Raw genomic sequence first — 23,869 nt, 5'->3', positions numbered from 1 at the left:
TGAATTATGGAATCAATAGGGTGAACCACGCGTTCTCCCGTCAAAGGTAATTATGGAACAGCGAGTTGTAACCCTATTCCACCGCAGTCTGGAAGCCACAATGAACGCGGGCGAGGTGCTGGCGCCACTGGTGGCCGAAGCGAGCGAAATGGTGGTGCACACCCTGCTGGCGGAAAACAAGCTTCTCCTGTGCGGCAACGGTGTCAGCGGCGCACTGGCGCAAAGCTTTTGCGCCCAATTATTGGGAGGCTTCCAGCGCGAGCGCCCCGGCCTGCCGGCAATCGCCTTAAATGGCGACGCCGTGTCCATGGGCACTGTCTCGCGCAATCACGGCCGCGCGGAAATCTTCGCCCGGCCGGTGCGCGCCCTGGGCCAGCCGGGTGACCTGCTGGTAATCCTGAGTAGCGACGGCCGCGACTCCAACCTAATTCAGGCCATGCGCGCGGCGCGCGACCGGGATATGGGTATACTGGCGCTGACCGGTGGTGACGGCGGCGACTGCGCTGCACTGCTGGACACACACGATATTGAACTGCGCGTACCTTCAGAGGTCGCAGCAGAGGTACACCAAGTACACCTGCTTACGATTTTCTGTCTGTGCGACCTGATCGACAGCAGTCTTTTCGGTGGTTACGAGGACTGAAACCGTGAAAAAAAAATTAAAGTTTCAAAAGAAACGCTTTTTTATCGCCCTGATCGCGAGTGCCATTTTGAGTGCCGGCTGCAGTACTGTGCTGGAAGCCACGCACGACGGTCCTATCCAGCAGGACCCAGGCAAACGCTCACTGGGCACCTTTATCGATGACCAAAAAATCGAAACCATAACCACTGTCAATATCAACAAGGCGCACCCGGATCTCAAGGCAGCCAATATCAATGTCAACGCCTTCAACGGCGTAGTGCTGCTCACAGGCCAGGTTCCAAACAACGAACTGCGCCTGCTGGCCGGCCGCACCGCCCAACAGGTGCAGAATGTCCGCCAGGTGTATAACGAAATCCAAGTGCGCGGCAATGCATCCTTCCTGGCGGCCTCCAGCGACACCTGGCTGACCACCAAGGTGAAAAGTAATCTCCTTGCCAACAAGGAAATCGACAGCGGCCGTATTAAAGTGGTAACGGAAAATGGCGTCGTCTATCTGATGGGGCTGCTGACCCGCGCCGAGGCGGAAAAAGCGGCGGATGTGACCCGCAGTATCGGAGGTGTGCAAAAGGTGGTTAAGGCGGTGGAATATATCGACTAAGGAACTTTGCCCCTATTCTCCTGAGCGCCCTGGATTCTCCAGGGCGCTTGAAGCATAAAAGAGTACAGGAGAAAGTCCCTGCGCCCCTGCTGACAGCACTTTGAAAATTGATAGGGAACCTCTGATTAATTCGCGTGAACGCTTTGGTTAGTTCCGTGGCGCTCAGGCAATAGGATGGCCATTTCGAAAACGCACGAGTACTTCCCTGTAGCTCCGACGGATACATCCCTGTATCCGACGGTTTCGAAATGGCCATCCTATCACCTGAGCTTCTCATCTAGCTCCAAAGAATTTTTACCGTCAGGAAGCGAATTAATCAGAGGTTCCATAGTTTCGAAGCCGCTAGCCAGTCGATAATCCGCTGAGCTTATTGCCCCGCTGCGATATCTGTTTAACGTCAGGGAGCGAAAAAATTCAGGGGTTCTGAGCGGGCTGCTGCAACGCTTTCCCAGCAGCCCGCCCCTCGGTCACGTCAGGCCCGCTCAATCGCGACCGCAGTCGCCTCACCGCCACCGATGCACAGGCTGGCAATTCCTCGCTTCACATCGCGCTTTTCCATCGCCGCCAAAAGAGTGACCAGTATACGAGCACCACTGGCGCCCAGCGGGTGGCCCAGTGCGCAGGCACCACCGTTGACGTTGACCTTGTCGTGCGGCAGGTTCAACTCACGCATCGCTGCCATGGCCACCACAGCGAAGGCCTCGTTGATCTCGAACAAGTCCACTTCATCCACACTCCAGCCCGTGCGCTCCAACAGCTTCTGCATGGCCCCCACAGGGGCAGTGGTAAACCACTCCGGCTGGTGCGCGAACTGGGCCTGGCCGCGCAATACTGCCAGCACCTTCAGGCCGCGCCGCTCGGCCTCGCTCCGGCGCATCAGCACCAGGGCCGCGGCGCCATCGGAGATAGAGCTGGCATTGGCGGCGGTGACAGTGCCGTCCTTGCGGAATGCGGGTTTCAGCTGAGGGATTTTGTCCGGACGCGCATTGCCCGGCCCTTCGTCCACGCGAACCTGTACATCACCGCGGCGAGTGGAAATAGTCACCGGCGCTATTTCGCGTTCAAAGACACCGCTCTCTATGGCCTTTTGCGCCCGGGCCAGGGATTCCAGCGCAAAGGCATCCTGCTCCTCGCGGGTGAACCCATACTTGTCCGCGGTATTCTCGGCGAAGTTACCCATCAACTTGCCATCGTAGGCATTCTCCAGACCGTCCAGGAACATATGGTCTTTTACCTCACCGTGGCCCAGTCGCATGCCACCACGGGCCTTTGGCAAAAGGTAGGGAGCGTTGGTCATGCTCTCCATGCCGCCAGCGACAATCACCCTACCCTCGCCCAGCAACAAGGCATCCCGGGCCATCATCACGGTTTTCATGCCCGAACCGCACACCTTGTTGACAGTAGTACAGGGGGTGCCTTCGGGAACTCCCGCACGGATAGATGCCTGACGCGCGGGAGCCTGCCCCACACCGGCGGGCAAAACGCAACCCATCAGCACTTCATCGACGTCCGCCGGCGCCACACCCGCATCCTCGAGCGCCGCGCGGATGGCCACAGAGCCCAACTCCGGCGCGCTGACCTCCGACAGTCCTCCCTGCATGGCGCCCATCGGCGTCCGCGCCATTCCGACTATGACTACCGGATCTGAAGTTACATCGCTCATACTGGCTGCTCCCAAATCTGTGCCGCCGCCGCTCTTATCGGACACCGGCGATTGTTATATTGCGGCGGCATTATAACCGATGCGCCCGCATCCGACGCCATCCACCCTTGGCATGAGACAGCGCGCAAGAACCCGCCGCACGACGCATTTACTCCACGTCCGCCGTGTTACTATCGACGCCAACAACTTACAACAACAGTGAGAAGTCATATGGAAATCTCAACTATCGTCTGGCTGGTGATCATCGCCGCACTTTTGTTCTACGTTATCGGTATCTACAACAAATTGGTATCACTAAAAAACCGTTACGAAAACGCTTTTGCGCAGATCGAGGTACAGCTAAAACGCCGTTACGACCTTATCCCCAACCTGGTGGAAACCGCCAAAGGCTATTTGAAACACGAGCGGGAGACACTGCAGGCAGTGATCGAAGCCCGCAATACTGCCCTGGCAGGCCTCAAGGCAGCCGCCGCCAACCCCGGCAACGCCAATGTTATCTCCGATCTGGGACAAGCCGAGGGCGCACTGGCCAATGCGCTGGGACGCCTGAATGTAGTGATGGAGGCCTACCCAGAACTCAAGGCCAACCAAAATATGATGCAGCTCACCGAAGAGCTCACCAGTACTGAAAACAAAGTCTCCTTCGCCCGCCAGGCCTTCAATGACGCAGTAACCGCTTACAACATCTACAAACAGAGCTTCCCGCCCGTCTTCTTCGCCGGTTTCTTTGGTCACCGGGAAGACGGCAAGCTGCTGGAGTTCGCTGATTCAGACACCATACAAGCGGCACCGCGGATCGAGTTCTAACCCATGAATTTCTTCGAGTACCAGGACAGGGCCAAACGCAACACCGGTCTGCTGGTGGGGCTCTTCACTCTGGCCGTACTGCTTTTGATCGGGATCACCACTCTACTCGCCGCCGCGCTGGTAGCCTACTCGCAGGGCCTAGACTTCTCCCCGGCGCAAATCGGTCAGCTGCTGGGCTGGGACACTGTCGTCACCATCGCGCTTTCCATCGCCGCGGTGATCGGCCTGGGCAGCCTTTACAAATTGCGTCAGTTAGCGGCGGGCGGTCGCGCGGTGGCGGAGTCTTTGGGTGGACGCAAGATCAACATCGCCCCCCATGGCGACGCGGAAAAGCGCGCGCTCAACGTCGTCGAGGAGATGGCTATCGCCTCCGGTACACCTGTCCCCGACGTGTATCTGATCGAAGACGATGCCATCAACGCCTTTGCCGCCGGCTACAAACCCAGCGATGCGGTGATTGGCCTGACCCGCGGCTGCATCGAAAAGCTCAACCGCGACGAGCTCGCGGGCGTGGTGGCACATGAATTCAGCCATATTTTCAACGGCGACATGCGTCTCAATATCCGCATTGTCGGTCTTCTGCACGGCATACTGATTATCGGGATGCTCGGCTACTGGCTGCTGCGCGGTTCGCACTTCAGCTCCAGCCGGGATAATCGCGGCCGCACAGCGCTGTTCGGCATCGGCGCCGGACTGATGGTGATCGGCTACACCGGTACCTTCTTCGGCAACCTAATCAAGTCCGCCGTCAGCCGCCAACGGGAATTTCTCGCCGACGCTTCGGCAGTGCAATACACGCGCAACAACCGGGGTATCGCCGGTGCGCTAAAGAAAATCGGCGGCTACAGCGCCGGTTCCGAGCTGGCATCGAGCAATGCGGCGGAATTCAGCCACATGTACTTCGCCAGCGGCCTGAAAAAATCCTTCGCCAATCTCTTTGCAACCCATCCGCCGCTGGCGGAACGCATCGCGAGGCTGGACCCGCAATGGAACGGGCACTTTCCGAATGTGGACAAAGAGCCCCTGGGATTTTCCGTGACAGAGCAGCAAAATGCCCAGGTTATGGGTATTGCCCCGGTGGCATCCGCGAGCAGCAGTGCATCCCTCCAGCAGGTGATCGACGCGGTCGACAACAGCATTTGCAGCCCTAGCGATCAACAGGTGGCGTACGGCAGACAGCTTCTGCAGGCGGTGCCGGAGGCCGTCAAGCAGGCCGCTCACGACCCTTTCGCCGCGCGCGCGCTGGTCTATCACCTGATGATGCACGGCGATCAGCAGCACAGAAAGCAACAACACCAGCTGCTGCAAAAGATTGCCCATCCGGCGGTGATGCGGGAGCTGCAAAGATTGGGGCCGCAGCTGCGGGACTTGGCCGCTGGCACGCGTTTGGTGCTGCTAGATCTGTGTGTACCTGCGCTGAAGGCGCTGGCTCCCCAGCAATACCAAGTTTTCAAGCGCAATCTGATCAAGCTATTGCGCAGTGACGGGGTGGTGGAGCTCTGGGAGTGGGCCCTGTACCGGGTGCTGATGCACGCACTGGAAGGCAGCCCGGATCGCCAGCGCTTATCGCCAAAAGGTGGGGCTGAAAAGGACGCTGCGCGCTTTATACTGGCCGCAGTGGCCCATGCCGGTAACCCGGATTATCTCTCCGCCAAGCGAGCCTACGAGACAGGCCTCAACGCCATGCAATTGAATATCACACCGCTGCCCACCTCGGCGGACATCACTCTGCCGCGCCTGGATAAAGCTGTCGCCATCGCCGCCCTTATGCCTCCGCTCAAGAAGCCGGTACTGCTCAAAGCAATCGCGACCACTATGGTTCACGATGGAATAGTGGCGGCCGAGGAAATCGAACTGCTGCGTGCCGTGGCCGACAGCCTGGATTGCCCCATGCCCCCCATTGCACCGACAACTGCAACTACCGCTGCAGCCGGGACCACAGCCGTTACAGAGCGCACTTAACCCCCCAAGCACGGCCTTTGCGAACTGTGTTGCTACAACTAAGGAACCTCTGATTAATTCATTTCCTGGTGGCAGAGGTTCTTCGGGGGCGGATGTGAAGCTCAGGTAATAGGACGGCTATTTCGAAACCGTCGGATACAAGGCGGTATCCGGCGGAGCTACAGGGAAGTACTCGTGCGTTTTCGAAATATCTGCGCTATTGCCTGAGCGCCCCGAAACCTACCATTGTGTTCACGCGAATTAGAGGTTTCCTAACCCAGTCCGTTTCCGCAGGAAGAACCCAGGGAACCTCTGATTAAGTTGCGTACTGACGGTCAAGCTACTTTGAGACCAGATGAAAAGCGCAGGTGATGGGGCGACACCCAGAAACCCAGCTTGATCGCATCGGAGGTGCCCTAATGCTGATATACGGGTCCGATCCCAATACTCCAGAGAATCACCGAGCCGATCATCACCGTCACCATCATGACGAGCGCCACTGTCACCACAGCACACGCATAAAGAAAGGCACGCTCCTTGTTCATATTCATCAGGATCGGGATACCTTCAAACAGCAGATAGATGGAATAGGTTCCAGCTAACCCAAAAACAATCACCGTCAGCCACAAGTGCGGGTAAATCAGCACAAAGCTGGCTAGGAATATAGGCGTGGTCACGAAGACCGCCAGAGCCGTGCCTTCGTAGTGGCGCCGGGGTTCATCACCCTCTACACCGTAGGACTTGGCCATCCAGTTAATGAACTCTCCCAACAGGTAAACGCCGAGCACAATGGCGAAATAGGTCACCACTGCCAATAAAGCAGCGCTTTGCGATGTCAGCTTCGTGAGATGGCCACCCAGCTCAAAGCCGACATAGGTCACACCGATATATCCGGCGATGGTCGGTATCAGTGCCAAAATGGGCACATGACTGAAAAACACCTGCGCAAAGGAAAGGTGGTCGGCGCGAATGGCTTTCCACTCTTTGTCGGGATGGGTGAATATTCCAATGGTATGGCTGAGTAATCGCACGCGCTTTCTCCCTCTCATCTTTCACTGCCTGTTTAGCAGTATCGGGAGCCGGCGTGGAATTAACCAATCCAAACCAGGAATGAAGCGCCATTTTTATAGGAGGATGATTTATATCAGGCCTGCGTGCAGACTCTGTTGCGCCCACCGCGCTTCGCTCTGTAGAGGGCCCGATCCGCGGCCTCCAACACTGCTTCCGGCAACCGGTGATTACCGCCACTGCCAGCTAGGCCGACACTGACAGTTGTCTTGATCGCCCGACCACCGCCCTGCCCCCGCCGGCGGCGAGCCTTGGCGTTGTCGGCGGTATCGCGCATGGCCGAACGCAGCTTCAAGGGATAACCGGCGATTTTCTCACGCATACGTTCAAGTGCATTCAGCGCTTTTTCTCTATCGCGCCCACGAAAAACCACCACAAATTCCTCACCCCCGTAACGAAATGCACGCCCACCGCCATAACGAGCAATTTTGCCCGCCACCATGCGCAGTACCTGATCGCCGACGCGGTGGCCGTGCCGATCGTTGAGCTTCTTGAAATGGTCGATATCAATCACCGCGATCATGTAATGGCGCCCCAGTGTCAGCAGATACCGGTTGTATGCGCGCCGCGACGGAATACCCGTCAACTCATCGCGAAATGCCAGTTCGTAGGCACTGTGCAAAACAAGGAAGGTCAGCAGCAGACTACTAATGGAGGCAGCTAGGTGAAACTGTCCCGGCGGCAAAGCCGGGTCCCGAACCAAATACAACAGCAAAGTACAAGCGAGCAATCCGAAGCCGGTAGCTTCAGGCTTCACACTGACCTTCACGAGTAAAAGCAGAATCGCACAGACAAACACCTGTGCCGCCAGGTCAAACTGGATTCCACCGCCATAAGGCAGCGTCAAGGGCATGAGCCAACTAAAGGAGTTCGGCCAACTCTGTAGCAAGTAGAGTCCCACCCCCTGCCCGAGGGCCGCGAACAGTAGCAACAGGCCAAATCCGCTGAGTGGATTCCTGTCACTGGTATAGGCAACTAAAGCTATATTCAGCGACACCAATGCCAGGCCCAGGGAAAATAGGCTTTCCTGCCGCAACCAGGGCACAGCATCCAAGGCCAAATAGAAGGCGAGAATCAGTGTGGCGGCATACGCCAGTCGACTGGACTTGAAAAAAACCGCCAGTGCCAGCGCGACGCCAAGGAGTACCGGTGAAAGCTTCACAGGTGCTGGGAACGGGAAGTCCAACCACGCATAACGCTGTAGCACAAAAGCAGTCAACAAGAGAAGCGGCAGCCAGCCGTGGCGCAACCACTGCATGAATAGAGACATAGGCGGCAAAACGTGACGTTTGCCCCGGATTATATCGCTCAGTAAAGCGCGCCGGAGGGCGTGGATCTCAGTTAGGGAAACTCACCTGAATTCGCTCGCTCCGGGGAGATACGATGCCCCACACACAACACTCAACCCATAGCGTGGATAGCTTGAAACCGTCGAATGCCAAGCCGGAGATTTCAGGAGCCCATTCGAGTCTCTTCCACATGCCCACATCCTTTACCCCAACACACAGGTGTCAGGGGCCAGCACAGGCACGCCAATCAGCCACCTACGCGCCGACGATGGCAATTGCCACCGCCGACTACTTGACCACTCGCAGGGCGGGTTTGCGCGCGGACTTGCGCCCCAGACTGGTGGGCGGCGTGGGCTCCGGCGGTTCCGGCGTCTCCTCAGCCTCGAATACCATTCCCTGGCCGTTTTCACGCGCGTAGATACCCACCACCGCACCCACCGGTACCTGGATATCGGTGGGCACGCCGCCGAAGCGGGCGTTGAAGCGGATAGCGTAATTATCCATCGTGAGGCCGACCACCGCGGACTCGGAGATATTCAACACGATTTGCCCGTCCTCGTTGACATGCTGCTGAGGAACCAGCACTCCGGGCAGATGAGTGTCGACGAGAATATAGGGAGTGCACCGGTTATCGGTTATCCACTCGTAGAAAGCCCGCAGAATATACGGGCGGTTGGATGTCATCGCCGGCTTGCTCAAAACACTCTCCCTTTATACCGTCCTCTCAACGCATTTCCCGCTCATACTCGGTCAGACTCTGTTGGAAAGACTCGCGGGTAAAGAGCCGATCCATGTATTCCAACAAAGGCTTGGCCTGTTTTGTCTTCGGCAGGCTGATTTCAAACTGCTCCAAGCGCCAAAGCAGAGGAGCCATGCAACAGTCCACCAGAGAAAACTCTTCATTGAAGAAGTACGGCAAATCCGTAAACAGGGGCGCGATACCCACCAAACTGTCACGCAAATCCTTGCGCGCGGCGGCTGCTTCTTTACCACCAGCAAGAATTTTGTCGACCAGAGGGCACCAGTCGCGCTCGATGCGGTACATGATCTGACGACTCTGGGCCCGCGCCACTGGGTAAACCGGCAATAGTGGCGGATGCGGGAAACGCTCATCCAGGTATTCCATCATCACCTTGGTTTCGAACAGAACCAAGTCGCGGTCCACCAGAGTGGGCAGGGAGTTATACGGATTGAGATCAGCCAGTTCCGCCGGCTTATCATCCGGGTCTACATCAATGATATCGACGGAAACCCCTTTCTCAGCGAGCACGATACGCACGCGGTGACTGAAATGACTGCGACCATCGGAAAAGAAGGTCATTGAGGAGCGCTTGTTGGTCGGCACACCCATCTTCTAACTACCTCGAACTATTCAGCCGGCTGCAGCGCCGGCCCTCTGTCAATAAACGCAAAAGGGTGGCAGAGCAGCTCTACCACCCAGAGATTCAGAAAAGGCGCGCAGCTTAGTGGTGCACGTCTTTCCAGTATTCGCGGTTCAACAGCCAGGCGAAAATGAAGAACACGAGGATAAACGCCAGCACGTAAAAGCCAACGCGTTTGCGTTCTTCCGCCATGGGCTCGGCGATATATTCCAGGAAGTTCACCAAGTCGTACATTGCCTGGTCGAATTCCTCTTCGTTCATCGAGCCCTTGATATTGCCGACTTTCAGGCTGCCGCACTCCGCATCCATAATCGGATTGCCGAGCTCATCCCGCACAACACGGCCGTGTTCGCGCTTCGGACCGGCAGCACACTCGGGCAGGCCCTGCAGTTCCATTAGAACATGGGGCATACCCACGTTCGGGAAAACCTTGTTATTCACACCGGTAGGACGGCTGTCATCCTTGTAGAAACTGCGCAGGTAAGTGTAGAGCCATTCCGGCGAACGAGCGCGGGCCACCAAAGTCAGATCCGGCGGCGTGGCGCCAAACCATACTTTTGAGTCCTCGGGGCGCATGGAAATCTGCATAAGATCACCGATCTTCGCATCTCCCAGCACCAGGTTCTGCATCATCAAGTCATTGGGAATATCCAAATCGTTGGCCACGCGCTCCCAGCGGGAGAAGTTGGCGCTGTGACACCCCATGCAGTAGTTGACGAAATACTTCGCCCCCCGCTGCAGGGACGGCTTGTTAGTCAAGTCAATGTTGATATGGTCGAGCTCAACATCGCTCTCAGCGCCCACTGCCTTGATCGGGATAAAGGCCAGCAGCGCAACCACGATCAGGCCAAAGAAGAGTACGGCAAAAGTCTTCTCGCCGGACGGGCTGGTAACCCGCTCAGGCGTTGGGTACACATCATCGTGGGAGGCCACCCAGGGCAACGCGGCGAAAAAGGCCCCCAACAGCAGGGCGACAACACCGACGAAGACACTGGCAGAGAAGTTGGTGGCAGCCATCCACAGGAAGAGCAGGCCGAAAATTCCGCTCACAATCCAGGAGGCAATACCTTTGCGCGCCTTCGGATTACTCCAGATGGGCATGGTTACAAAGAAAGCGAAATAGAACAGGGTTCCCACCTGGGCCAGGAAGTTGCGGCCCGGGGTTGGAGACTGCACGCCCAGGTAACCGAGGATAATGAACACCGCGGCGAAGACCAGCAACAGCGCTTTCGGCAACCAGCCTTTGTAGCGAATGGAGCGTACCGGGCTCTTGTCCAGCCAGGGCAGTACAAACAGTATCGCGATAGCGGCGCCCATGGCCACCAGGCCGAGGAACTTCGCGGTCAGCGGACCTATGTCGATCGTCACCGCGCGCAGAATCGCGTAGAAGGGCGTAAAGTACCAAACCGGTGCGATATGCGGCGGTGTCTTCAGTGGGTTAGCTTCCTCAAAGTTGGCGTGCTCCAGGAAGAAGCCGCCCATTTCCGGGAAGAAAAACACCACAGTGCAGAAAATAAACAGGAATACCGCTATCCCCACCAGATCGTGCACAGTGTAGTACGGGTGGAAGGGCACGCCATCCTTGGGGATGCCGTTTTCGTCTTTGTTCTTCTTGATTTCGATACCGTCAGGGTTGTTGGAGCCCACTTCGTGCAACGCCAGGATGTGCAGCACCACCAGCAGCACCAGCACCAGCGGCAGTGCAATTACGTGCAGGGAGAAGAAGCGCGTGAGAGTGATACCGGAAATCAGGTAGTCACCGCGAATCCACTGCACAAGATCCTCACCGATAACCGGTATTGCACCGAACAGGGATACGATTACCTGAGCCCCCCAATAGGACATCTGCCCCCAGGGCAGTACATAACCCATAAAGGCTTCGGCCATCAGCACCAGATAGATGCACATGCCGAAAATCCATACCAGTTCCCGCGGCGGCTTATAAGAACCGTACATGAGACCGCGGAACATGTGCAGGTAGACAACAACGAAGAAAGCCGATGCGCCGGTGGAGTGCATATAGCGGATCAACCAGCCCCATTCGACGTCGCGCATAATGTACTCGACTGAGGCGAAGGCGCCCTCAGCCGAAGGAGTGAAACTCATTACCAGCCAAATACCAGTCAACAGCTGATTGACCAGCACCAGCAGTGAAAATACACCGAAGAAATACCAGACATTGAAGTTCTTGGGCGCGTAGTACTTGCCCATATGCCGATCCCAGGCATCGTAGATCGGCAGGCGTTGATCGATCCAATCGCCCAGAGCGGTTAGCCAGTTCATGCAGTGCCCTCCTGATCCACGCCGATTACGATGATGTCGTCACCCTCATAGGAATAAGGCGGCACATCCAGATTGGTGGGTGCGGGCACCCCCTTGTAAACACGGCCGGCCATATCGTACTTGGAACCGTGACAGGGGCAGAAGAAGCCGCCCATCCACTCGGCACCACCGAGATCGGTGGCACCTACTTCAGGGCGGTACATGGGCGCGCATCCCAGGTGGGTACAAAGCCCGACCAACACCAACAGCTGCGGTTTGATCGCGCGATTTTCCGGATTGACATAGGCGGGCTGGACGGACTCTTCGGAGTTGGGGTCGCGCAACAGGGGCTCGACTTTCTCCAGGTTCTGCAGAGCCTCTTCGGTACGGCGCACCACATAGACCGGCTTGCCGCGCCACTCCACCGTAACCATCTGGCCCGGCTCAAGCTTGCTGATATTGTATTTGACCGGCGCACCTGCGGCCTTGGCCTTGGCGCTCGGATTCCAGGATTTCACGAACGGAACGGCTATACCGACCGCTCCGGCCGCGCCAACTGCCGAGGTCATCCCGGTCAGAAAACGCCGCCGCCCTACGTTTACACCGTCAGTCATGACGTATTTCTCCCATCTCAGCCCGATACACTGGGCTGACCCAACCCAAAAAAATCCTGCATACGGTTATGCCCCGGCCTCGCCGGTGCAAAATTAACCCTATAAATCAAGCGGATACAAATTTGCGCAATGTTAAAGAAAATGCCAATTTGATACAAGGCAAAGACAAAGGGGGAACATCTTTAATCCCGCAGCGAACTGGCGAGAAAACAAGCAGAAATAACAAGAAATCCCCACCCGGAAGGGGGACCCGAAGACACAAAAAAGCCCGGCGTTCGCCGGGCCTGAAAGAAAGCTTAACGCTTGGAGTATTGCGGTCTCTTGCGCGCCTTGCGCAGACCCACTTTCTTGCGCTCCACAGCGCGGGCATCGCGGGTGACATAGCCCGCTGAGCGCAGCGGCTGGCGCAGCCCTTCATCATACTGGATCAGGGCTCGGGTCAGGCCGTGGCGGATAGCACCCGCCTGACCGAAAGATCCACCACCCTTCACGGTGACATTGATATCAAATTTGTCAGTCATTTCGACCACTTCGAGCGGCTGACGCACGATCATGCGCGCCACCTCACGGCCAAAATATTCGTCCAGGGAGCGGCCGTTGATGGTGATCTTGCCTTCACCCTGCGCAATAAAGACGCGGGCAGTGGAGGTCTTGCGGCGGCCGGTACCGTAGTATTGAGTAGTTGCCATAAGAGTATTCCCGTTTAGATCGCCAGTTCAATCGGCTGCTGCGCCGCGTGAGGATGTTCGCTACCGCTGTACACCTTCAGCTTCTTGAACATGGCGCGACCCAACGGACCCTTCGGCAGCATGCCTTTGACGGCATTCTGGATGGTGCGCTCGGGCGCCTTCTCGATCAGCTTCTCGAAGCTGATGGATTTGAGACCACCGGGATAGCCGGAATGGCTGTGGTAGATCTTGTCTTTGGCCTTGTTGCCGGTCACGCGGACCTTCTCGGCATTGATCACGATAATGTAATCACCGGTGTCCACGTGGGGCGTGTATTCAGGCTTGTGCTTGCCGCGCAGACGGTGAGCGATCTCGGCAGAAATACGGCCGAGCGTCTTACCCGCAGCGTCGACAATGTACCAGTCGCGTTTTACCGCTTCCGGTTTGGCACTGTAAGTCTTCATGTTATAAACACCTGTAATATGACCCCGGAATGGGGCCGTCCCACGAAAGAGCGCGGATAGTACATAAGGAGTGTTCGCTTTTCAAGCGAATTTGAACGCTTTCCTCCCCGCCTCCACACCCCGCCCCCAGAAGCCACCGAGGCCTGTCCGGTCAGGCGCAATCCCCCCTTCAGCCGGGGCGGTGCGGCCGGGCCAGATACTCATGGGACTGCATTTCGAGCAACCGGCTGACTGTGCGCTCGAACTCAAATCGCAAGTGTTTGCCACCGTACAGCTGCTCGGCCGGCACTTCGGCGGAAATCACCAGCTTGACGCTGCGATCGTAGAACTCGTCCACCATATTAATAAACCGCCGCGCCTGCGCTTCCATACGCTCGTTAAAGCGCGGTACCCCAGCCAGCAGCACGGTATGGAATTCCCGCGCCAGCTCTATGTAGTCATTCTGTGAGCGCGGGCCGTCACAGAGCGCAGCAAAATCGAACCAGGCCACATCGTCGGCCACTTTCAACGCGCGGATGGGGCGCCCCTCAATACTCAGATCCACCCTTTCCCGCACTTCACAACCCTCCACGCTTAAGCGCGCAAAGCTGCGGGCCAGACTGGCATCCGCCACTGCCCCCAGGGGTGAGTGATAGAGCTCCGCCATTTCCAGCGCGCGCAACCGGTAATCGACACCGCTGTCCACATTGACCACTTTGGTGTGCCGCTTCAGCAGAGCGATGGCGGGCAGGAAACGCGCTCGCTGCAGACCATCCTTATAGAGCCCCTCCGGCTCAATATTGGAGGTGGCCACCAAAGTCACTCCTCGCTGAAAGAGAGCGCCGAGAAGGTTGGCGAGTATCATCGCATCGGTAATATCGGAAACGAAAAACTCATCGAAGCACAAGACCTTTGCCCTGGCGGCGATGCGGTCCGCCACCCGCTCCAGTGGGTTCTTCGCCCCCGCTAGCGCCTTCAGCTCCCGGTGCACCTCACGCATAAAGCGGTGAAAATGAGTGCGCTGCTTGCGCTCGAAAGGCAACGACTCGAAAAATGCATCCATCAGGTAGGTTTTACCCCGCCCTACCCCGCCCCAGAAATAGAGGCCGCGCTCGGGCTCGGTTGCGCCTTGCCACAAACGCCGGACACGCCCGAACAGCCCGCCTCCGTTCCCCCTCTCCCGTTGCAACAGGCGCGTGTACAGATCTTGCAGCTCGCGTACCGCGCTTTCCTGCGCCGGATCGGCAATAAAATCCGGACGCTGCAGATCGCGCCGATAACGCTCAAGCGGTGAGAGTTGGGAACTGCTGACTAGGGACATAACTGGCGAGAAAATCAACTACCTTCTTACGAGGGGCGCACTCTATCAAATTCAACGACTGACCGACTAGCCGACGGCGCGGCACTATTCGCGTATACTCATAGCCCAGCGCCGGCCATCACCGCCGGCCACTCCGTCACGGACGACCGCTGCTGTCATTTATCTAGAGGAGGAAGCATTAGTGCACTCTACTTCGCTATTGATTCTGGTGGGTATCCTAGGCTTGGCACTGGGCGCCCTGCTCGCTTTCCTGGCTGTACGCAGCCGCGGCAACAGTACAGCCCGCACCCAGGAGCTGGAACTGCGCCTGCGGGAGGCCAACCAGAAGCTGGAGGATTTTCAGCTGCAGGTTAACGAGCACTTTGACCAAACTGCCCAGCTGGTCCACAACCTCACCGAAAGTTACCGGGAAGTGCACGAATATCTGGCCAACAGCGCCCTGCGCCTTTCCAGCCAGGACATCGGGCGCCAAATGCTGGAAGCGGGCAGCGGGAAACTGAGCGACAACGATGAGCACCTACAGGAAGTCGTCGCCCCGCCGCGGGACTGGGCACCGAAAGAACCCGGGGCCAAGGGCACCCTGGCAGAAGACTTCGGCCTGGAAAAAGAGCCCTTGAGCGGAGAAGGCACCGCGACACGCTAACCCCCCAATCCAGCCCAGGTGTCGCAGCACTTGGGCAACCATATCAGGGGCACCCCAAGCGATTGCAAACAAAAAAGGGCGGATAACACTCCGCCCTTTTTTGTTTATTACTTACAGGCTCTGATAGTAATCCATCAGAATCTGAGCCACTTCAGGGCGGGAGAATTCTGGCGGCGGAGCTATGCCATCTCCCAGCATCTCGCGCACCTTGGTTCCAGACAACAGAATAAAATCTTCCTTTGTGTGATCCGGGACATCGCGCATCATCACCACTTTATTCAGCTTTTTTGAGTAGGCCGTGTGGTCGGCGCGGAAAATCTCAATCTCCAGCGCGCCCTCCGGTACTTTCTCATCAAAAATGGTCTGCGCATCAAAAGCACCGTAGTAGTCGCCTACCCCGGCGTGGTCGCGACCGACGATCAAGTGGCTGCAACCACAGTTTTGGCGGAAGACTGCATGCAACACAGCCTCCCGCGGGCCGGCATAGAGCATATCGAAACCGTAGCCGGTCACCATCACGGTATTACTGGGAAAATAGAGCTCCACCATCTTCCGTATCGCGGCGTCGCGCACGGTTGCGGGAATGTCGCCCGGCTTCAGCTTGCCCAGCAACATATGAATGAGTACACCGTCGGCATCCACCGCTTCAAGAGCCATTTTGCACAGCTCCTCGTGGGCGCGGTGCATCGGATTGCGGGTCTGGAAGGCCACCACCTTGCTCCAGCCGCGCTCAGCAAATTCGTTGCGGATCTCCACCGCGGTGCGGAAGGTATCCGGGAAGTCACTTTGGAAGTAACTGAAGTTCAGCACCTCGATGGGACCGGAAATTAACTGGCGGCCGGCGGAGCGGAAAGTGGCCACACCCGGATGTTTTTCATCTAAAGTGCCAAACACCTGTTGCACCATGGTATCCATCTGCTCCTCGGACACCGTTTCTATTGCCTGGACGTCCATGATCGCCAAAACCGGATTGCCCTCGACATTGGGGTCGCGCAGCGCGATACGGGATGCCCCTTCGATGGCACTGGTGTCCTCAACCATATTGACGATCGGCACCGGCCAGAAAAGGCCGTCCACGGTACGCAGCGATTCGGCAACGCTCAGGGCGTCGGCCAGATTCATATAACCGTGCAGCGGATTGAAATAGCCGGCACCCAGCATTACCGCATTGGCCGCGGCAGCGGAGCTGACCACGATGGACGGAAGCGACTCCGCCTCATGGATCAGCTGGTGATGCCTTTCAGCGTCATACACAAACCGGGGCTGCAGCTCCATACTGCCGTGGGGTCGAACCAGGGACATAGCGATCTCCAAAAACTTGAAAAGCAGGCGGGTCACAAAATTTGGACCCGCCATTATACGGATCTGCGGGCGATGACCAACGGCTTCACCGCTGCACCCATGTATAATGGCCGCAAATCGAGGAGTCGAGAGTGTCCCTACAACGTTTTATTCAAGACTGGGCCGCGCCCACCGGCATTGGACTGGCAGTGGCGGCACTGCTGTTGTTCGTGTTCCCACAGCTGCGCAACGGGGCACCGTCTCCGCAAGCGGGAGAATGGCAGGGGCCGGTTTCCTACGCCAGCGCGGTGAGCCTCGCGGGACCGGCGGTGGTCAATATCTACACGCGCAAGGCCGTGCCCCAGCGACAGCATCCGCTTTTCAACGATCCCCTGTTTCAGCGCCTGTTCAACAGCATGAACCTCCCCCAGCGGGAGCGCATGCAGTCCAATCTGGGCTCCGGCGTCATTGTTAGCGATGACGGCTACATTCTCACCAATCACCATGTAGTGGATGAGGCGGATGCCATAGTGGTGTTACTGGCGGATGGCCGGGAAGCACAGGCCCAGCTGGTGGGTTCAGATGCGGATTTCGACCTGGCAGTACTAAAAATCGAGCTGCCCAGTCTCACGTCTATCGAAGTTGGAGAACCGGAAAAAGCCCAGGTGGGAGATGTGGTACTCGCCATCGGCAACCCGTTCGGTGTGGGACAGACCGTCACTCAAGGCATTATCAGCGCCACCGGCGAGCGCAACCTGAACCTGGCCGCCACCGGTGCCGGCGGCTACTTGCAGAATTTCCTGCAGACAGATGCAGCGGTAAACCCGGGCAATTCCGGCGGCGCCTTGGTGGACGCTCACGGCCGCCTATTGGGAATCAATACATCCATTCTCAATCAGTCCGGCTACTCCGGCGGCATCAGCTTTGCAATACCGGCCAATATCGCTTTCAAAGTGATGCAAGACATCATTGAGTACGGCCGGGTAGTGCCAGGCTGGCTGGGCATCGAGGCCCAGGCGGTGACTCCGCAACTGGCGCGCAATTACAATCTGGCTTCCACCAACGGCGTGCTGATCACGGCCATTTACAATCAGGGGCCCGCGCACCATGCGGGACTTAAGCCCGGCGACGTAATCACCCATATCGACGGTCTCCCGATCAATGACGGCCGGCGCGGCGTTGCCACCATGGCCACTCTGCGCCCAGGCGATACCATATCTATCACCTTCATACGCGATGGCGTGGTCGATACTGTCGAAGCTACTGTCTCGGAAAGACCGAACACACAACGCCGCAGTTGAAGCACTGAATGATGGCGAATCGCGCCCCGGTGAGAGGCTCAGGAAATGGAACGGACACTCCTAAGCCGCTGGGGCGGGCGCTACAAACCTTTCCAAATATCCACCCGGTCTCCCGGAGCATAGTAGCGCGCACGCGAGTGCAGTAGACATTCCTTAAGGTTGCGAAGCCCGCTCATCCCTCCACATCTTTCGCACCCGGGCCATAAACCGCGACTCGTCGGGAACCTCAATGGACGCCAACACTTCCCGCGCGAACGACTCCACATCCTTCTTACCGCGCCCTTCCCCAGTAAAGGAAGCCCGCACTTTAACAAACTTGTCTTTCAATAAAAAAAGGTATGCATAGGTGTGGTAGCGGGCTTCGTCCGCCACTGTCGAAAAGTCACCGGACAACTCCAGCACCGGCACCTGCTGATCGGCACGGCGCCAGCGTTTCCAAGTATCATCACTGAGACTTAAATCCTTCCACTGTCCCTCTTTTTCCACATATTCCATTTCCTTGCGCACGCGCAGCGATTCCCGCGCGAGCACGCTCTTCTCATCCACCCACTCCCAGCTGGGAATCGGATAGACGAAAACATCGACGAAATCAAACTGAAATTGCTTGTGCTCATAGCGAGCCTGGGCGCCGTATAAAGGGTGCCGAAACATTACTAAGGGGCTGGCAAGGTACTCTCCCACAGCCTCTGGCAGGTGCAACTCAGTTTCATAATTGCTTGCCTCCAGAGAGCGATACAGCACTCGTGGTGAGAGCGCCTCGTCTTTTTGAAAATCGGCAATCAACCGGGAAACCACTGCCCTGGCCTGATCCCTGTCCATGCTGCCGTGCTCGCTGAACAGATTGACGCTGGAGGTAAACGGAATTTCATATTGGTAGCGCCGGATCAAATGCCCGTGCCAAGTGAGCGCCGCGTCTATGTGAATTTCCCACGAAGTGTTTACCGGCGCCAGCATCAGCGTTGCGCCAGCCACTGCCGCCTGCCCCAATTCCACTGCGCTGGTCTTGTCATACATCGCTGACGATATCAACAATTGATAGGGCACCGCATCGTTGGCTAGGTGCACGGACTCAAACAGCCCGGATTGGCTCAGCTCTTGGTAGATTTGCGAGTAATCAATGGTATTGAAGCTGCATTGCTTCAACAGAGACTCTTTATTGACTGCTTCGCAACGCTGCCTGAAGTCACCATCGGGCACTTTTGAGAAAACGGCCAGGGGCGGAAACTTTGCATCCATTGTCTGCTGGTATTCCACCACGCTGAATTTATTGGTGGCTGCGCAGCCTCCCAAAAGAAAAAAGATGGCAGCCCAAATAGAAAGAACAACTATTTTTTTCATTTTTAAAGACCCAAAATACTCTGCATCACAGGCATCTTGGGGGATTGTACTCGCACTGCGGGCGGTTGCCACGCACTCGGGGCATCAATCCTTTACCCGATATTCCGCCGAACGCGCGTGCGCCTCCAGGCCCTCGCCCCGTGCCAGCGTGCCGGCCACCCGGCCCAGGGTATCGGCGCCCTGCGGCGAACAAAAAATAACGGAGCTGCGCTTCTGGAAATCGTAAACACCCAGCGGAGAAGAAAAGCGCGCGGTGCCGCTGGTGGGCAACACGTGGTTGGGACCAGCGCAGTAGTCCCCCAGTGCCTCGGCAGTGTGGCGACCGAGAAAAATAGCGCCGGCATGGCGGATTTGCGGCAGGTATTTTTCCGGGTCTTCCACAGATACCTCCAAGTGTTCCGGCGCTATGCGATTGGATACCGCAATAGCTTCCTCAACGGACGCCACTTGAATCAGCGCACCGCGATCCGCTAACGAGCGGGCGGCGATTTCCCGCCGAGGCAATTCCGCCAACTGCCTTTGCAGCGACACTTCCACCTTATCCAAAAAAGCCGCGTCCGGGCTCAGCAGTATCGACTGTGCCTGCTGATCGTGCTCCGCCTGGGACAACAAATCCATAGCAATCCAATCGGGATCTGTCTTGCCGTCACAGATAACCAGAATTTCCGAGGGGCCGGCGATCATATCGATAGCGACACGCCCAAACACGGCGCGCTTGGCAGCGGCAACGAAAATATTGCCGGGACCGACAATCTTATCCACCTTCTCTACGGTCTCTGTACCATAGGCCAGCGCTGCTACCGCCTGGGCACCGCCAATGGTGTAGAGGCGGTCCACCCCGGCGATGGCCGCCGCCGCCAGCACCAAGTCGTTCAACTGGTTATCCGGGGCAGGCACCACCATTGTCACGCAGTCGACACCAGCGACCTTGGCGGGAATGGCATTCATCAGTACCGAGGACGGGTAGCTGGCCTTGCCACCGGGCACATAGACACCGACCCGCTCCATGGGCATTATCTGCTGACCCAGCACTGAGCCATCGGCCTCGGTGTAACGCCAGGACACCTGCAATTGGCGCTGGTGGTAATCCCGTACCCGCTCGGCGGCTTGTTCCAGCGCCGCCCGCTCCGCGTGGGGGATGCGCTCGAGGGCAGCGGCCATTGCCGACGCAGAGAGCTGAAACTCACCTGCACTAGTGAGCTGGCGGCGGTCAAAGCGATTGGTGTATTCAATCACCGCTGCGTCGCCACGGCTTCGCACCTGCTGCAGAATTTCCGCAACACTGCTCTCCACACTCTTATCGGCGACAGATTCCCACGCCAGCAGCTGGTCCAGCTGCGCATTAAAATCCGAGTCTGCGGCATTGAGACGGCGGATGCTGTCGATCGTCATGGCTGTATCTACGGGGTTGTTTGCAAGGTTAATTTTTCTTTGCGGCGGCGGCGAGCTTTTCAATCAGGGCATTGATGGGCTGATACTTCATCTTCATCGACGCCTTGTTGACGATCAGGCGACTGCTGATATGAGCAATGGTGTCCCGGGGTTCCAGGCCGTTGGCTTTCAGCGTATTGCCGGTGTCGACGATATCGACTATCTCATCCGCCAAATCCATCAGCGGCGCGAGTTCCATGGCGCCGTACAGTTTGATGATATCCGCCTGGCGCCCCTGGGCCGCGTAGTAACGCTTGGCACTGCGCACAAACTTCGTGGCCACTTTGATACGTCCTTGCGGCAGCTCCACCCCCTTGACACCGGCGGTCATCAGTCGGCAGCAGGCGATACCCAAATCGAGCGGTTCGTAGATACCGTCGGCGCCGTGCTCAAGCAGCGTATCCTTGCCGGCAACCCCCATATCCGCGGCGCCGTGCTGCACATAGGTGGGCACATCCACGCCACGCAAAATCAGCAGGCGCACGCCCTGCTGATTGGTGGGAAAAATCAGCTTGCGGCTGCGCGAAATATCCTCCTGCGGCTCGAGCCCCGCGGCTGCGAGCAATGGCAGGGTCTCCTTGAGGATTCGCCCCTTGGTCAGCGCAATGGTGATCTGCATAGCTGTTATCGCTTATAAGTCATTTCGATTTATTCAGTGGCGGCGGATAGAAACGCAAAAGCCAGATGCCGGTAGCGGAACCTCGCGACAACCGGCTCCCGTCTAGGTCAACCAGGCACTCGGCGAATATTCGCTCCCAGTTGCCGCAACTTTTCCTCAATGCACTCGTAACCGCGGTCAATGTGGTAGATACGATCCACGACAGTGGTACCTTCGGCCACAATGCCGGCAATCACCAGGCTGGCGGAAGCGCGCAGATCGGAAGCCATCACTGGTGCCCCCTTGAGTTTCTCCACCCCAGTGACAATGGCGGTATTGCCCTCCAGCAGGATATTGGCCCCCATCCGATTGAGCTCGTGCACCTGGATCAAACGGTTCTCGAAAATGGTTTCCACCACTGCACCCTTGCCCTCGGCCACAGCATTCATCGCAGTAAACTGGGACTGCATATCGGTGGGAAACGCGGGATAGGGCGCCGTGCGGAAACTGACCGCCTTTGGCCGGTTGCCCTTCATATCCAGCTCAATCCAATCATCTCCGCAAGAGATATGCGCACCGGCCTCCTCGAACTTAACCAATACGGCATCGAGAATATCCGCACGAGTGTGCGTCAAACGCACTCTGCCGCGCGCCGCTGCAGCGGCAGCGAGGAAGGTCCCCGTTTCTATGCGGTCTGGCATCACAGTAAAGGAGCAGGGACTGAGGCGCGGTACGCCGTGCACCCGCAGGGTATCTGTACCCACACCTTCAATCTGCGCCCCCATGGCGATCAAGAACTCCGCCAGGTCGACGATTTCCGGCTCCCGCGCGGCGTTGTGCAGCACCGTGGTACCCTCCGCCAGCACCGCCGCCATTAAGAGATTTTCCGTGCCCCCAACGGTAACCTTTTCCATCACGATATTGGCGCCTTTGAGACGACCGTTGGAGCGGGCGCGGATAAAACCGCCGTCAATCGTGATCTCCGCCCCCATGGCCTCCAGTCCCTTTAGGTGGATATCCACCGGGCGGCTACCGATGGCACAACCGCCGGGAAAGGAGACGTTGGCCACCCCGTGGCGGGCCAACAGAGGCCCCAGCACCAAGATGGAGGCGCGCATTGTCTTCACCAGCTCATAAGGTGCCGTGAGATCGTTGACTGGACGAGGATCAATCTCCACCCCCAGTTTTTCGTCGACGGTAACCTCGCAACCCATGCACCGCAGCAGGGTGATCATAGTGGTGATATCGTTCAGGTGCGGCAAATTGTGGATCTGTACTGGCCCGTCCGCCAGCAATGCCGCGGCGAGGATCGGCAGCGCGGCGTTCTTGGCCCCTGAAATTTTCAGGGTGCCGGCAATAGGGCTGCCGCCCTCGATAATTAATTTGTCCATTCGGCTTAGCGTCTGTTTGTCCGATTGAGCGGCGACCTAACGGCCAGCCTCTTCAGGGGTGAGCGTCTGCATCTGAACCGCATGCAGGGTGCCGTCGGCGATCTTGTCGCTGAGCGCCGCATAGACCAGTTGCTGTTTCTTCAGCCGGCTCAAACCTTCAAAAGCGGGACTCACTACGGTCACCATCAGGTGGCTGCCTTCGAAAGCGACCTCGGCGCGGCTGTCGGGGATCTGCCCCTCGATCAGGGCTTTGATATCATCGGCTTGCATAGGTGGGAAAAACGTTGCGTTGAAACCAGCGCGCAAGTGTACTGGAAACCAGCGGGCCGCGCAGCAGCCGCCGCGCGCATCCCGCAGATGGGCAGATTACCCGACCTGGTCAGCGACCTCCTCAGCCGCGGACCAGTTGCTGATCACCTTGTCTATATCGCCGTAAGTTTGCATGGATTGGGCGAACTGACTGCGGAAAGTTTTGCCAAGGTTAACGCCGTTCAAAATCACGTTGATCAATTTCCACTGACCGGCGCGGTTGCGCACCAGCGTGTAAGAAACCTTGGTCACCCCTTCCTTACTGCGCACTTCCTGCAACACATTGACACGATTGCCGTTGGGAGTGGAGCCAGGATTGACCACCTTCACATCCATACTTCCAAAACCGGCCACACCGCGGGCAAAAGTCGCTACCAGATCGCGCCGGAAAGTACTGGCGAAGCGCGCGCGCTGGTCTGCAGTCGCCTGTTTCGCATAACGCCCCATCACTCCGCGGGCGATAAAATTAAAATCCACGACGGGGTTCAGAACACTGTCCACCGCGCTGTAATAGCGCTGCGGGTCTGACTCCAGATACTGAGCATTGGCGCGGATCACCCCCAGCAAATTCTCGGAAACCCCTTCGATCATGGCGTAGGGGTTCTGGGCGGCGCTTGCGGCGGAGGCCCAGGCGGATACGAATAGAGTGCACAAAGCGGCCCTCAGCCAAACTGCAAATCCCACTCGACCATTCAATGACAATACGTTCACACAAATTCTCCCGTTGGCAAATCGATCCTTGGACGCAAAAAGGGCATCAAAGTGCCCCGCGTCGCCGCTATTACAGATAACCGCCATTCTTCCGCAGCCCTCCGGATCATCCATTGACCGGCGGAGCTGACAGCGGCGGCGGCAAACTATACCATGGCCGCGCCCTG

Annotated in this window: 23 protein-coding genes; 6 read left to right on the top strand and 17 right to left on the bottom strand. The window is 57.6% G+C overall.

The features are described from left to right. Positions 1-52: 52 nt before the first annotated feature. Together A3224_RS05160 and A3224_RS05155 are read left to right on the top strand one after the other, a co-directional pair. Positions 53-643, top strand: coding sequence for an SIS domain-containing protein (locus A3224_RS05160; RefSeq protein ID WP_067152247.1), 591 nt, complete (start codon positions 53-55; stop codon positions 641-643). Between the two features lie 4 nt (positions 644-647). Further along, on the top strand, positions 648-1,241 hold the full coding sequence (locus A3224_RS05155) for a BON domain-containing protein (RefSeq protein ID WP_231902470.1): 594 nt from the start codon (positions 648-650) through the stop codon (positions 1,239-1,241). Between the two features lie 472 nt (positions 1,242-1,713). Here A3224_RS05155 and A3224_RS05150 read toward each other — a convergent pair whose 3' ends face one another. Further along, positions 1,714-2,904 carry an acetyl-CoA C-acyltransferase gene (locus A3224_RS05150; RefSeq protein WP_067157491.1) on the bottom strand — a complete coding sequence of 397 codons (1,191 nt, stop codon included), beginning with the start codon at positions 2,902-2,904 and terminating at the stop codon, positions 1,714-1,716. Between the two features lie 210 nt (positions 2,905-3,114). Between A3224_RS05150 and A3224_RS05145 the strand changes: the two genes are divergently transcribed. Both A3224_RS05145 and A3224_RS05140 read left to right on the top strand, forming a co-directional pair. After that, on the top strand, positions 3,115-3,711 hold the full coding sequence (locus A3224_RS05145; RefSeq protein WP_067152246.1) for a LemA family protein: 597 nt from the start codon (positions 3,115-3,117) through the stop codon (positions 3,709-3,711). A 3-nt stretch (positions 3,712-3,714) separates the two neighbouring features. After that, positions 3,715-5,673, top strand: a complete 1,959-nt coding sequence (locus A3224_RS05140) for a M48 family metallopeptidase (protein WP_067152244.1) — start codon at positions 3,715-3,717, stop codon at positions 5,671-5,673. Between the two features lie 395 nt (positions 5,674-6,068). Here the strand turns inward: A3224_RS05140 and A3224_RS05135 are convergent, their stop codons facing one another. The 9 genes from A3224_RS05135 to zapE all read right to left on the bottom strand — a co-directional run bounded on the left by A3224_RS05135 (position 6,069) and on the right by zapE (position 14,699). Then, a complete protein-coding gene (locus tag A3224_RS05135) occupies positions 6,069-6,683 on the bottom strand; it encodes a Yip1 family protein (RefSeq protein ID WP_067152242.1) in 615 nt (204 codons plus the stop codon). A 113-nt stretch (positions 6,684-6,796) separates the two neighbouring features. Further along, positions 6,797-7,990, bottom strand: coding sequence for a GGDEF domain-containing protein (locus A3224_RS05130; protein WP_082817391.1), 1,194 nt, complete (start codon positions 7,988-7,990; stop codon positions 6,797-6,799). Between the two features lie 307 nt (positions 7,991-8,297). Continuing rightward, a complete protein-coding gene (locus tag A3224_RS05125) occupies positions 8,298-8,693 on the bottom strand; it encodes a ClpXP protease specificity-enhancing factor (RefSeq protein ID WP_067152238.1) in 396 nt (131 codons plus the stop codon). Between the two features lie 40 nt (positions 8,694-8,733). After that, complete coding sequence (locus A3224_RS05120) at positions 8,734-9,360, bottom strand: glutathione S-transferase N-terminal domain-containing protein (RefSeq protein WP_067152236.1); 627 nt, start codon at positions 9,358-9,360, stop codon at positions 8,734-8,736. A gap of 112 nt (positions 9,361-9,472) precedes the next feature. Further along, complete coding sequence (locus tag A3224_RS05115) at positions 9,473-11,674, bottom strand: ubiquinol-cytochrome c reductase (RefSeq protein WP_067152234.1); 2,202 nt, start codon at positions 11,672-11,674, stop codon at positions 9,473-9,475. Next, entirely contained in the window at positions 11,671-12,267 is a 597-nt protein-coding gene (petA, locus tag A3224_RS05110; protein WP_067152232.1) for a ubiquinol-cytochrome c reductase iron-sulfur subunit, read from the bottom strand. Before petA ends, A3224_RS05115 begins: the two co-directional genes overlap by 4 nt. A gap of 296 nt (positions 12,268-12,563) precedes the next feature. Next, on the bottom strand, positions 12,564-12,956 hold the full coding sequence (rpsI, locus tag A3224_RS05105; RefSeq protein WP_067152230.1) for a 30S ribosomal protein S9: 393 nt from the start codon (positions 12,954-12,956) through the stop codon (positions 12,564-12,566). A gap of 14 nt (positions 12,957-12,970) precedes the next feature. Then, a complete protein-coding gene (gene rplM / locus A3224_RS05100; protein ID WP_067152228.1) occupies positions 12,971-13,399 on the bottom strand; it encodes a 50S ribosomal protein L13 in 429 nt (142 codons plus the stop codon). Between the two features lie 169 nt (positions 13,400-13,568). Beyond that, a complete protein-coding gene (gene zapE, locus A3224_RS05095; protein ID WP_067152226.1) occupies positions 13,569-14,699 on the bottom strand; it encodes a cell division protein ZapE in 1,131 nt (376 codons plus the stop codon). A 181-nt stretch (positions 14,700-14,880) separates the two neighbouring features. On the opposite strand from zapE, the gene A3224_RS05090 reads away from it, so the two are divergent. Next, positions 14,881-15,342: a YhcB family protein gene (locus tag A3224_RS05090; protein WP_067152224.1), complete on the top strand. Its 462-nt coding sequence runs from the start codon at positions 14,881-14,883 to the stop codon at positions 15,340-15,342. Between the two features lie 111 nt (positions 15,343-15,453). Here the strand turns inward: A3224_RS05090 and sat are convergent, their stop codons facing one another. Further along, complete coding sequence (gene sat / locus A3224_RS05085) at positions 15,454-16,644, bottom strand: sulfate adenylyltransferase (RefSeq protein WP_197463056.1); 1,191 nt, start codon at positions 16,642-16,644, stop codon at positions 15,454-15,456. A gap of 131 nt (positions 16,645-16,775) precedes the next feature. Between sat and A3224_RS05080 the strand changes: the two genes are divergently transcribed. Beyond that, positions 16,776-17,924: a S1C family serine protease gene (locus tag A3224_RS05080; RefSeq protein WP_067152222.1), complete on the top strand. Its 1,149-nt coding sequence runs from the start codon at positions 16,776-16,778 to the stop codon at positions 17,922-17,924. A 153-nt stretch (positions 17,925-18,077) separates the two neighbouring features. Here A3224_RS05080 and A3224_RS05075 read toward each other — a convergent pair whose 3' ends face one another. From A3224_RS05075 to A3224_RS05050, 6 genes are all read right to left on the bottom strand, one after another. Next, the gene (locus A3224_RS05075) at positions 18,078-19,160 is read right to left on the bottom strand and encodes a hypothetical protein (RefSeq protein WP_197463054.1); all 1,083 of its coding nucleotides are present in this window, start codon (positions 19,158-19,160) and stop codon (positions 18,078-18,080) included. Positions 19,161-19,346: 186 nt separating this feature from the next. Then, positions 19,347-20,654, bottom strand: a complete 1,308-nt coding sequence (hisD, locus tag A3224_RS05070; protein ID WP_067152218.1) for a histidinol dehydrogenase — start codon at positions 20,652-20,654, stop codon at positions 19,347-19,349. Positions 20,655-20,682: 28 nt separating this feature from the next. Then, positions 20,683-21,312, bottom strand: coding sequence for an ATP phosphoribosyltransferase (gene hisG, locus A3224_RS05065; RefSeq protein WP_067152216.1), 630 nt, complete (start codon positions 21,310-21,312; stop codon positions 20,683-20,685). Between the two features lie 107 nt (positions 21,313-21,419). Beyond that, positions 21,420-22,682, bottom strand: a complete 1,263-nt coding sequence (gene murA, locus A3224_RS05060; protein ID WP_067152214.1) for a UDP-N-acetylglucosamine 1-carboxyvinyltransferase — start codon at positions 22,680-22,682, stop codon at positions 21,420-21,422. Positions 22,683-22,718: 36 nt separating this feature from the next. After that, positions 22,719-22,952, bottom strand: a complete 234-nt coding sequence (locus tag A3224_RS05055; RefSeq protein WP_067152212.1) for a BolA family protein — start codon at positions 22,950-22,952, stop codon at positions 22,719-22,721. 96 nt (positions 22,953-23,048) lie between these two features. Then, positions 23,049-23,702, bottom strand: coding sequence for an MlaC/ttg2D family ABC transporter substrate-binding protein (locus A3224_RS05050; protein ID WP_231902469.1), 654 nt, complete (start codon positions 23,700-23,702; stop codon positions 23,049-23,051). Positions 23,703-23,869 lie beyond the last annotated feature (167 nt).

Origin of the sequence: Microbulbifer thermotolerans (genome assembly GCF_001617625.1) — a bacterium.
Taxonomy (GTDB): domain Bacteria; phylum Pseudomonadota; class Gammaproteobacteria; order Pseudomonadales; family Cellvibrionaceae; genus Microbulbifer; species Microbulbifer thermotolerans.
This window is presented reverse-complemented; position numbering and strand designations above follow the sequence as displayed.

Excerpts from the sequence above, each read along its gene's own strand:
- A3224_RS05160 (WP_067152247.1), top strand. The coding sequence starts at position 53 with ATGGAACAGCGAGTTGTAACCCTATTCCACCGCAGTCTGGAAGCCACA.
- A3224_RS05150 (WP_067157491.1), bottom strand. The coding sequence starts at position 2,904 with ATGAGCGATGTAACTTCAGATCCGGTAGTCATAGTCGGAATGGCGCGG.
- A3224_RS05145 (WP_067152246.1), top strand. The coding sequence starts at position 3,115 with ATGGAAATCTCAACTATCGTCTGGCTGGTGATCATCGCCGCACTTTTG.
- A3224_RS05140 (WP_067152244.1), top strand. The coding sequence starts at position 3,715 with ATGAATTTCTTCGAGTACCAGGACAGGGCCAAACGCAACACCGGTCTG.
- A3224_RS05130 (WP_082817391.1), bottom strand. The coding sequence starts at position 7,990 with ATGTCTCTATTCATGCAGTGGTTGCGCCACGGCTGGCTGCCGCTTCTC.
- A3224_RS05125 (WP_067152238.1), bottom strand. The coding sequence starts at position 8,693 with ATGACATCCAACCGCCCGTATATTCTGCGGGCTTTCTACGAGTGGATA.
- A3224_RS05120 (WP_067152236.1), bottom strand. The coding sequence starts at position 9,360 with ATGGGTGTGCCGACCAACAAGCGCTCCTCAATGACCTTCTTTTCCGAT.
- A3224_RS05115 (WP_067152234.1), bottom strand. The coding sequence starts at position 11,674 with ATGAACTGGCTAACCGCTCTGGGCGATTGGATCGATCAACGCCTGCCG.
- petA (WP_067152232.1), bottom strand. The coding sequence starts at position 12,267 with ATGACTGACGGTGTAAACGTAGGGCGGCGGCGTTTTCTGACCGGGATG.
- rpsI (WP_067152230.1), bottom strand. The coding sequence starts at position 12,956 with ATGGCAACTACTCAATACTACGGTACCGGCCGCCGCAAGACCTCCACT.
- rplM (WP_067152228.1), bottom strand. The coding sequence starts at position 13,399 with ATGAAGACTTACAGTGCCAAACCGGAAGCGGTAAAACGCGACTGGTAC.
- zapE (WP_067152226.1), bottom strand. The coding sequence starts at position 14,699 with ATGTCCCTAGTCAGCAGTTCCCAACTCTCACCGCTTGAGCGTTATCGG.
- sat (WP_197463056.1), bottom strand. The coding sequence starts at position 16,644 with ATGTCCCTGGTTCGACCCCACGGCAGTATGGAGCTGCAGCCCCGGTTT.
- A3224_RS05075 (WP_197463054.1), bottom strand. The coding sequence starts at position 19,160 with ATGGATGCAAAGTTTCCGCCCCTGGCCGTTTTCTCAAAAGTGCCCGAT.
- hisD (WP_067152218.1), bottom strand. The coding sequence starts at position 20,654 with ATGACGATCGACAGCATCCGCCGTCTCAATGCCGCAGACTCGGATTTT.
- hisG (WP_067152216.1), bottom strand. The coding sequence starts at position 21,312 with ATGCAGATCACCATTGCGCTGACCAAGGGGCGAATCCTCAAGGAGACC.
- murA (WP_067152214.1), bottom strand. The coding sequence starts at position 22,682 with ATGGACAAATTAATTATCGAGGGCGGCAGCCCTATTGCCGGCACCCTG.
- A3224_RS05055 (WP_067152212.1), bottom strand. The coding sequence starts at position 22,952 with ATGCAAGCCGATGATATCAAAGCCCTGATCGAGGGGCAGATCCCCGAC.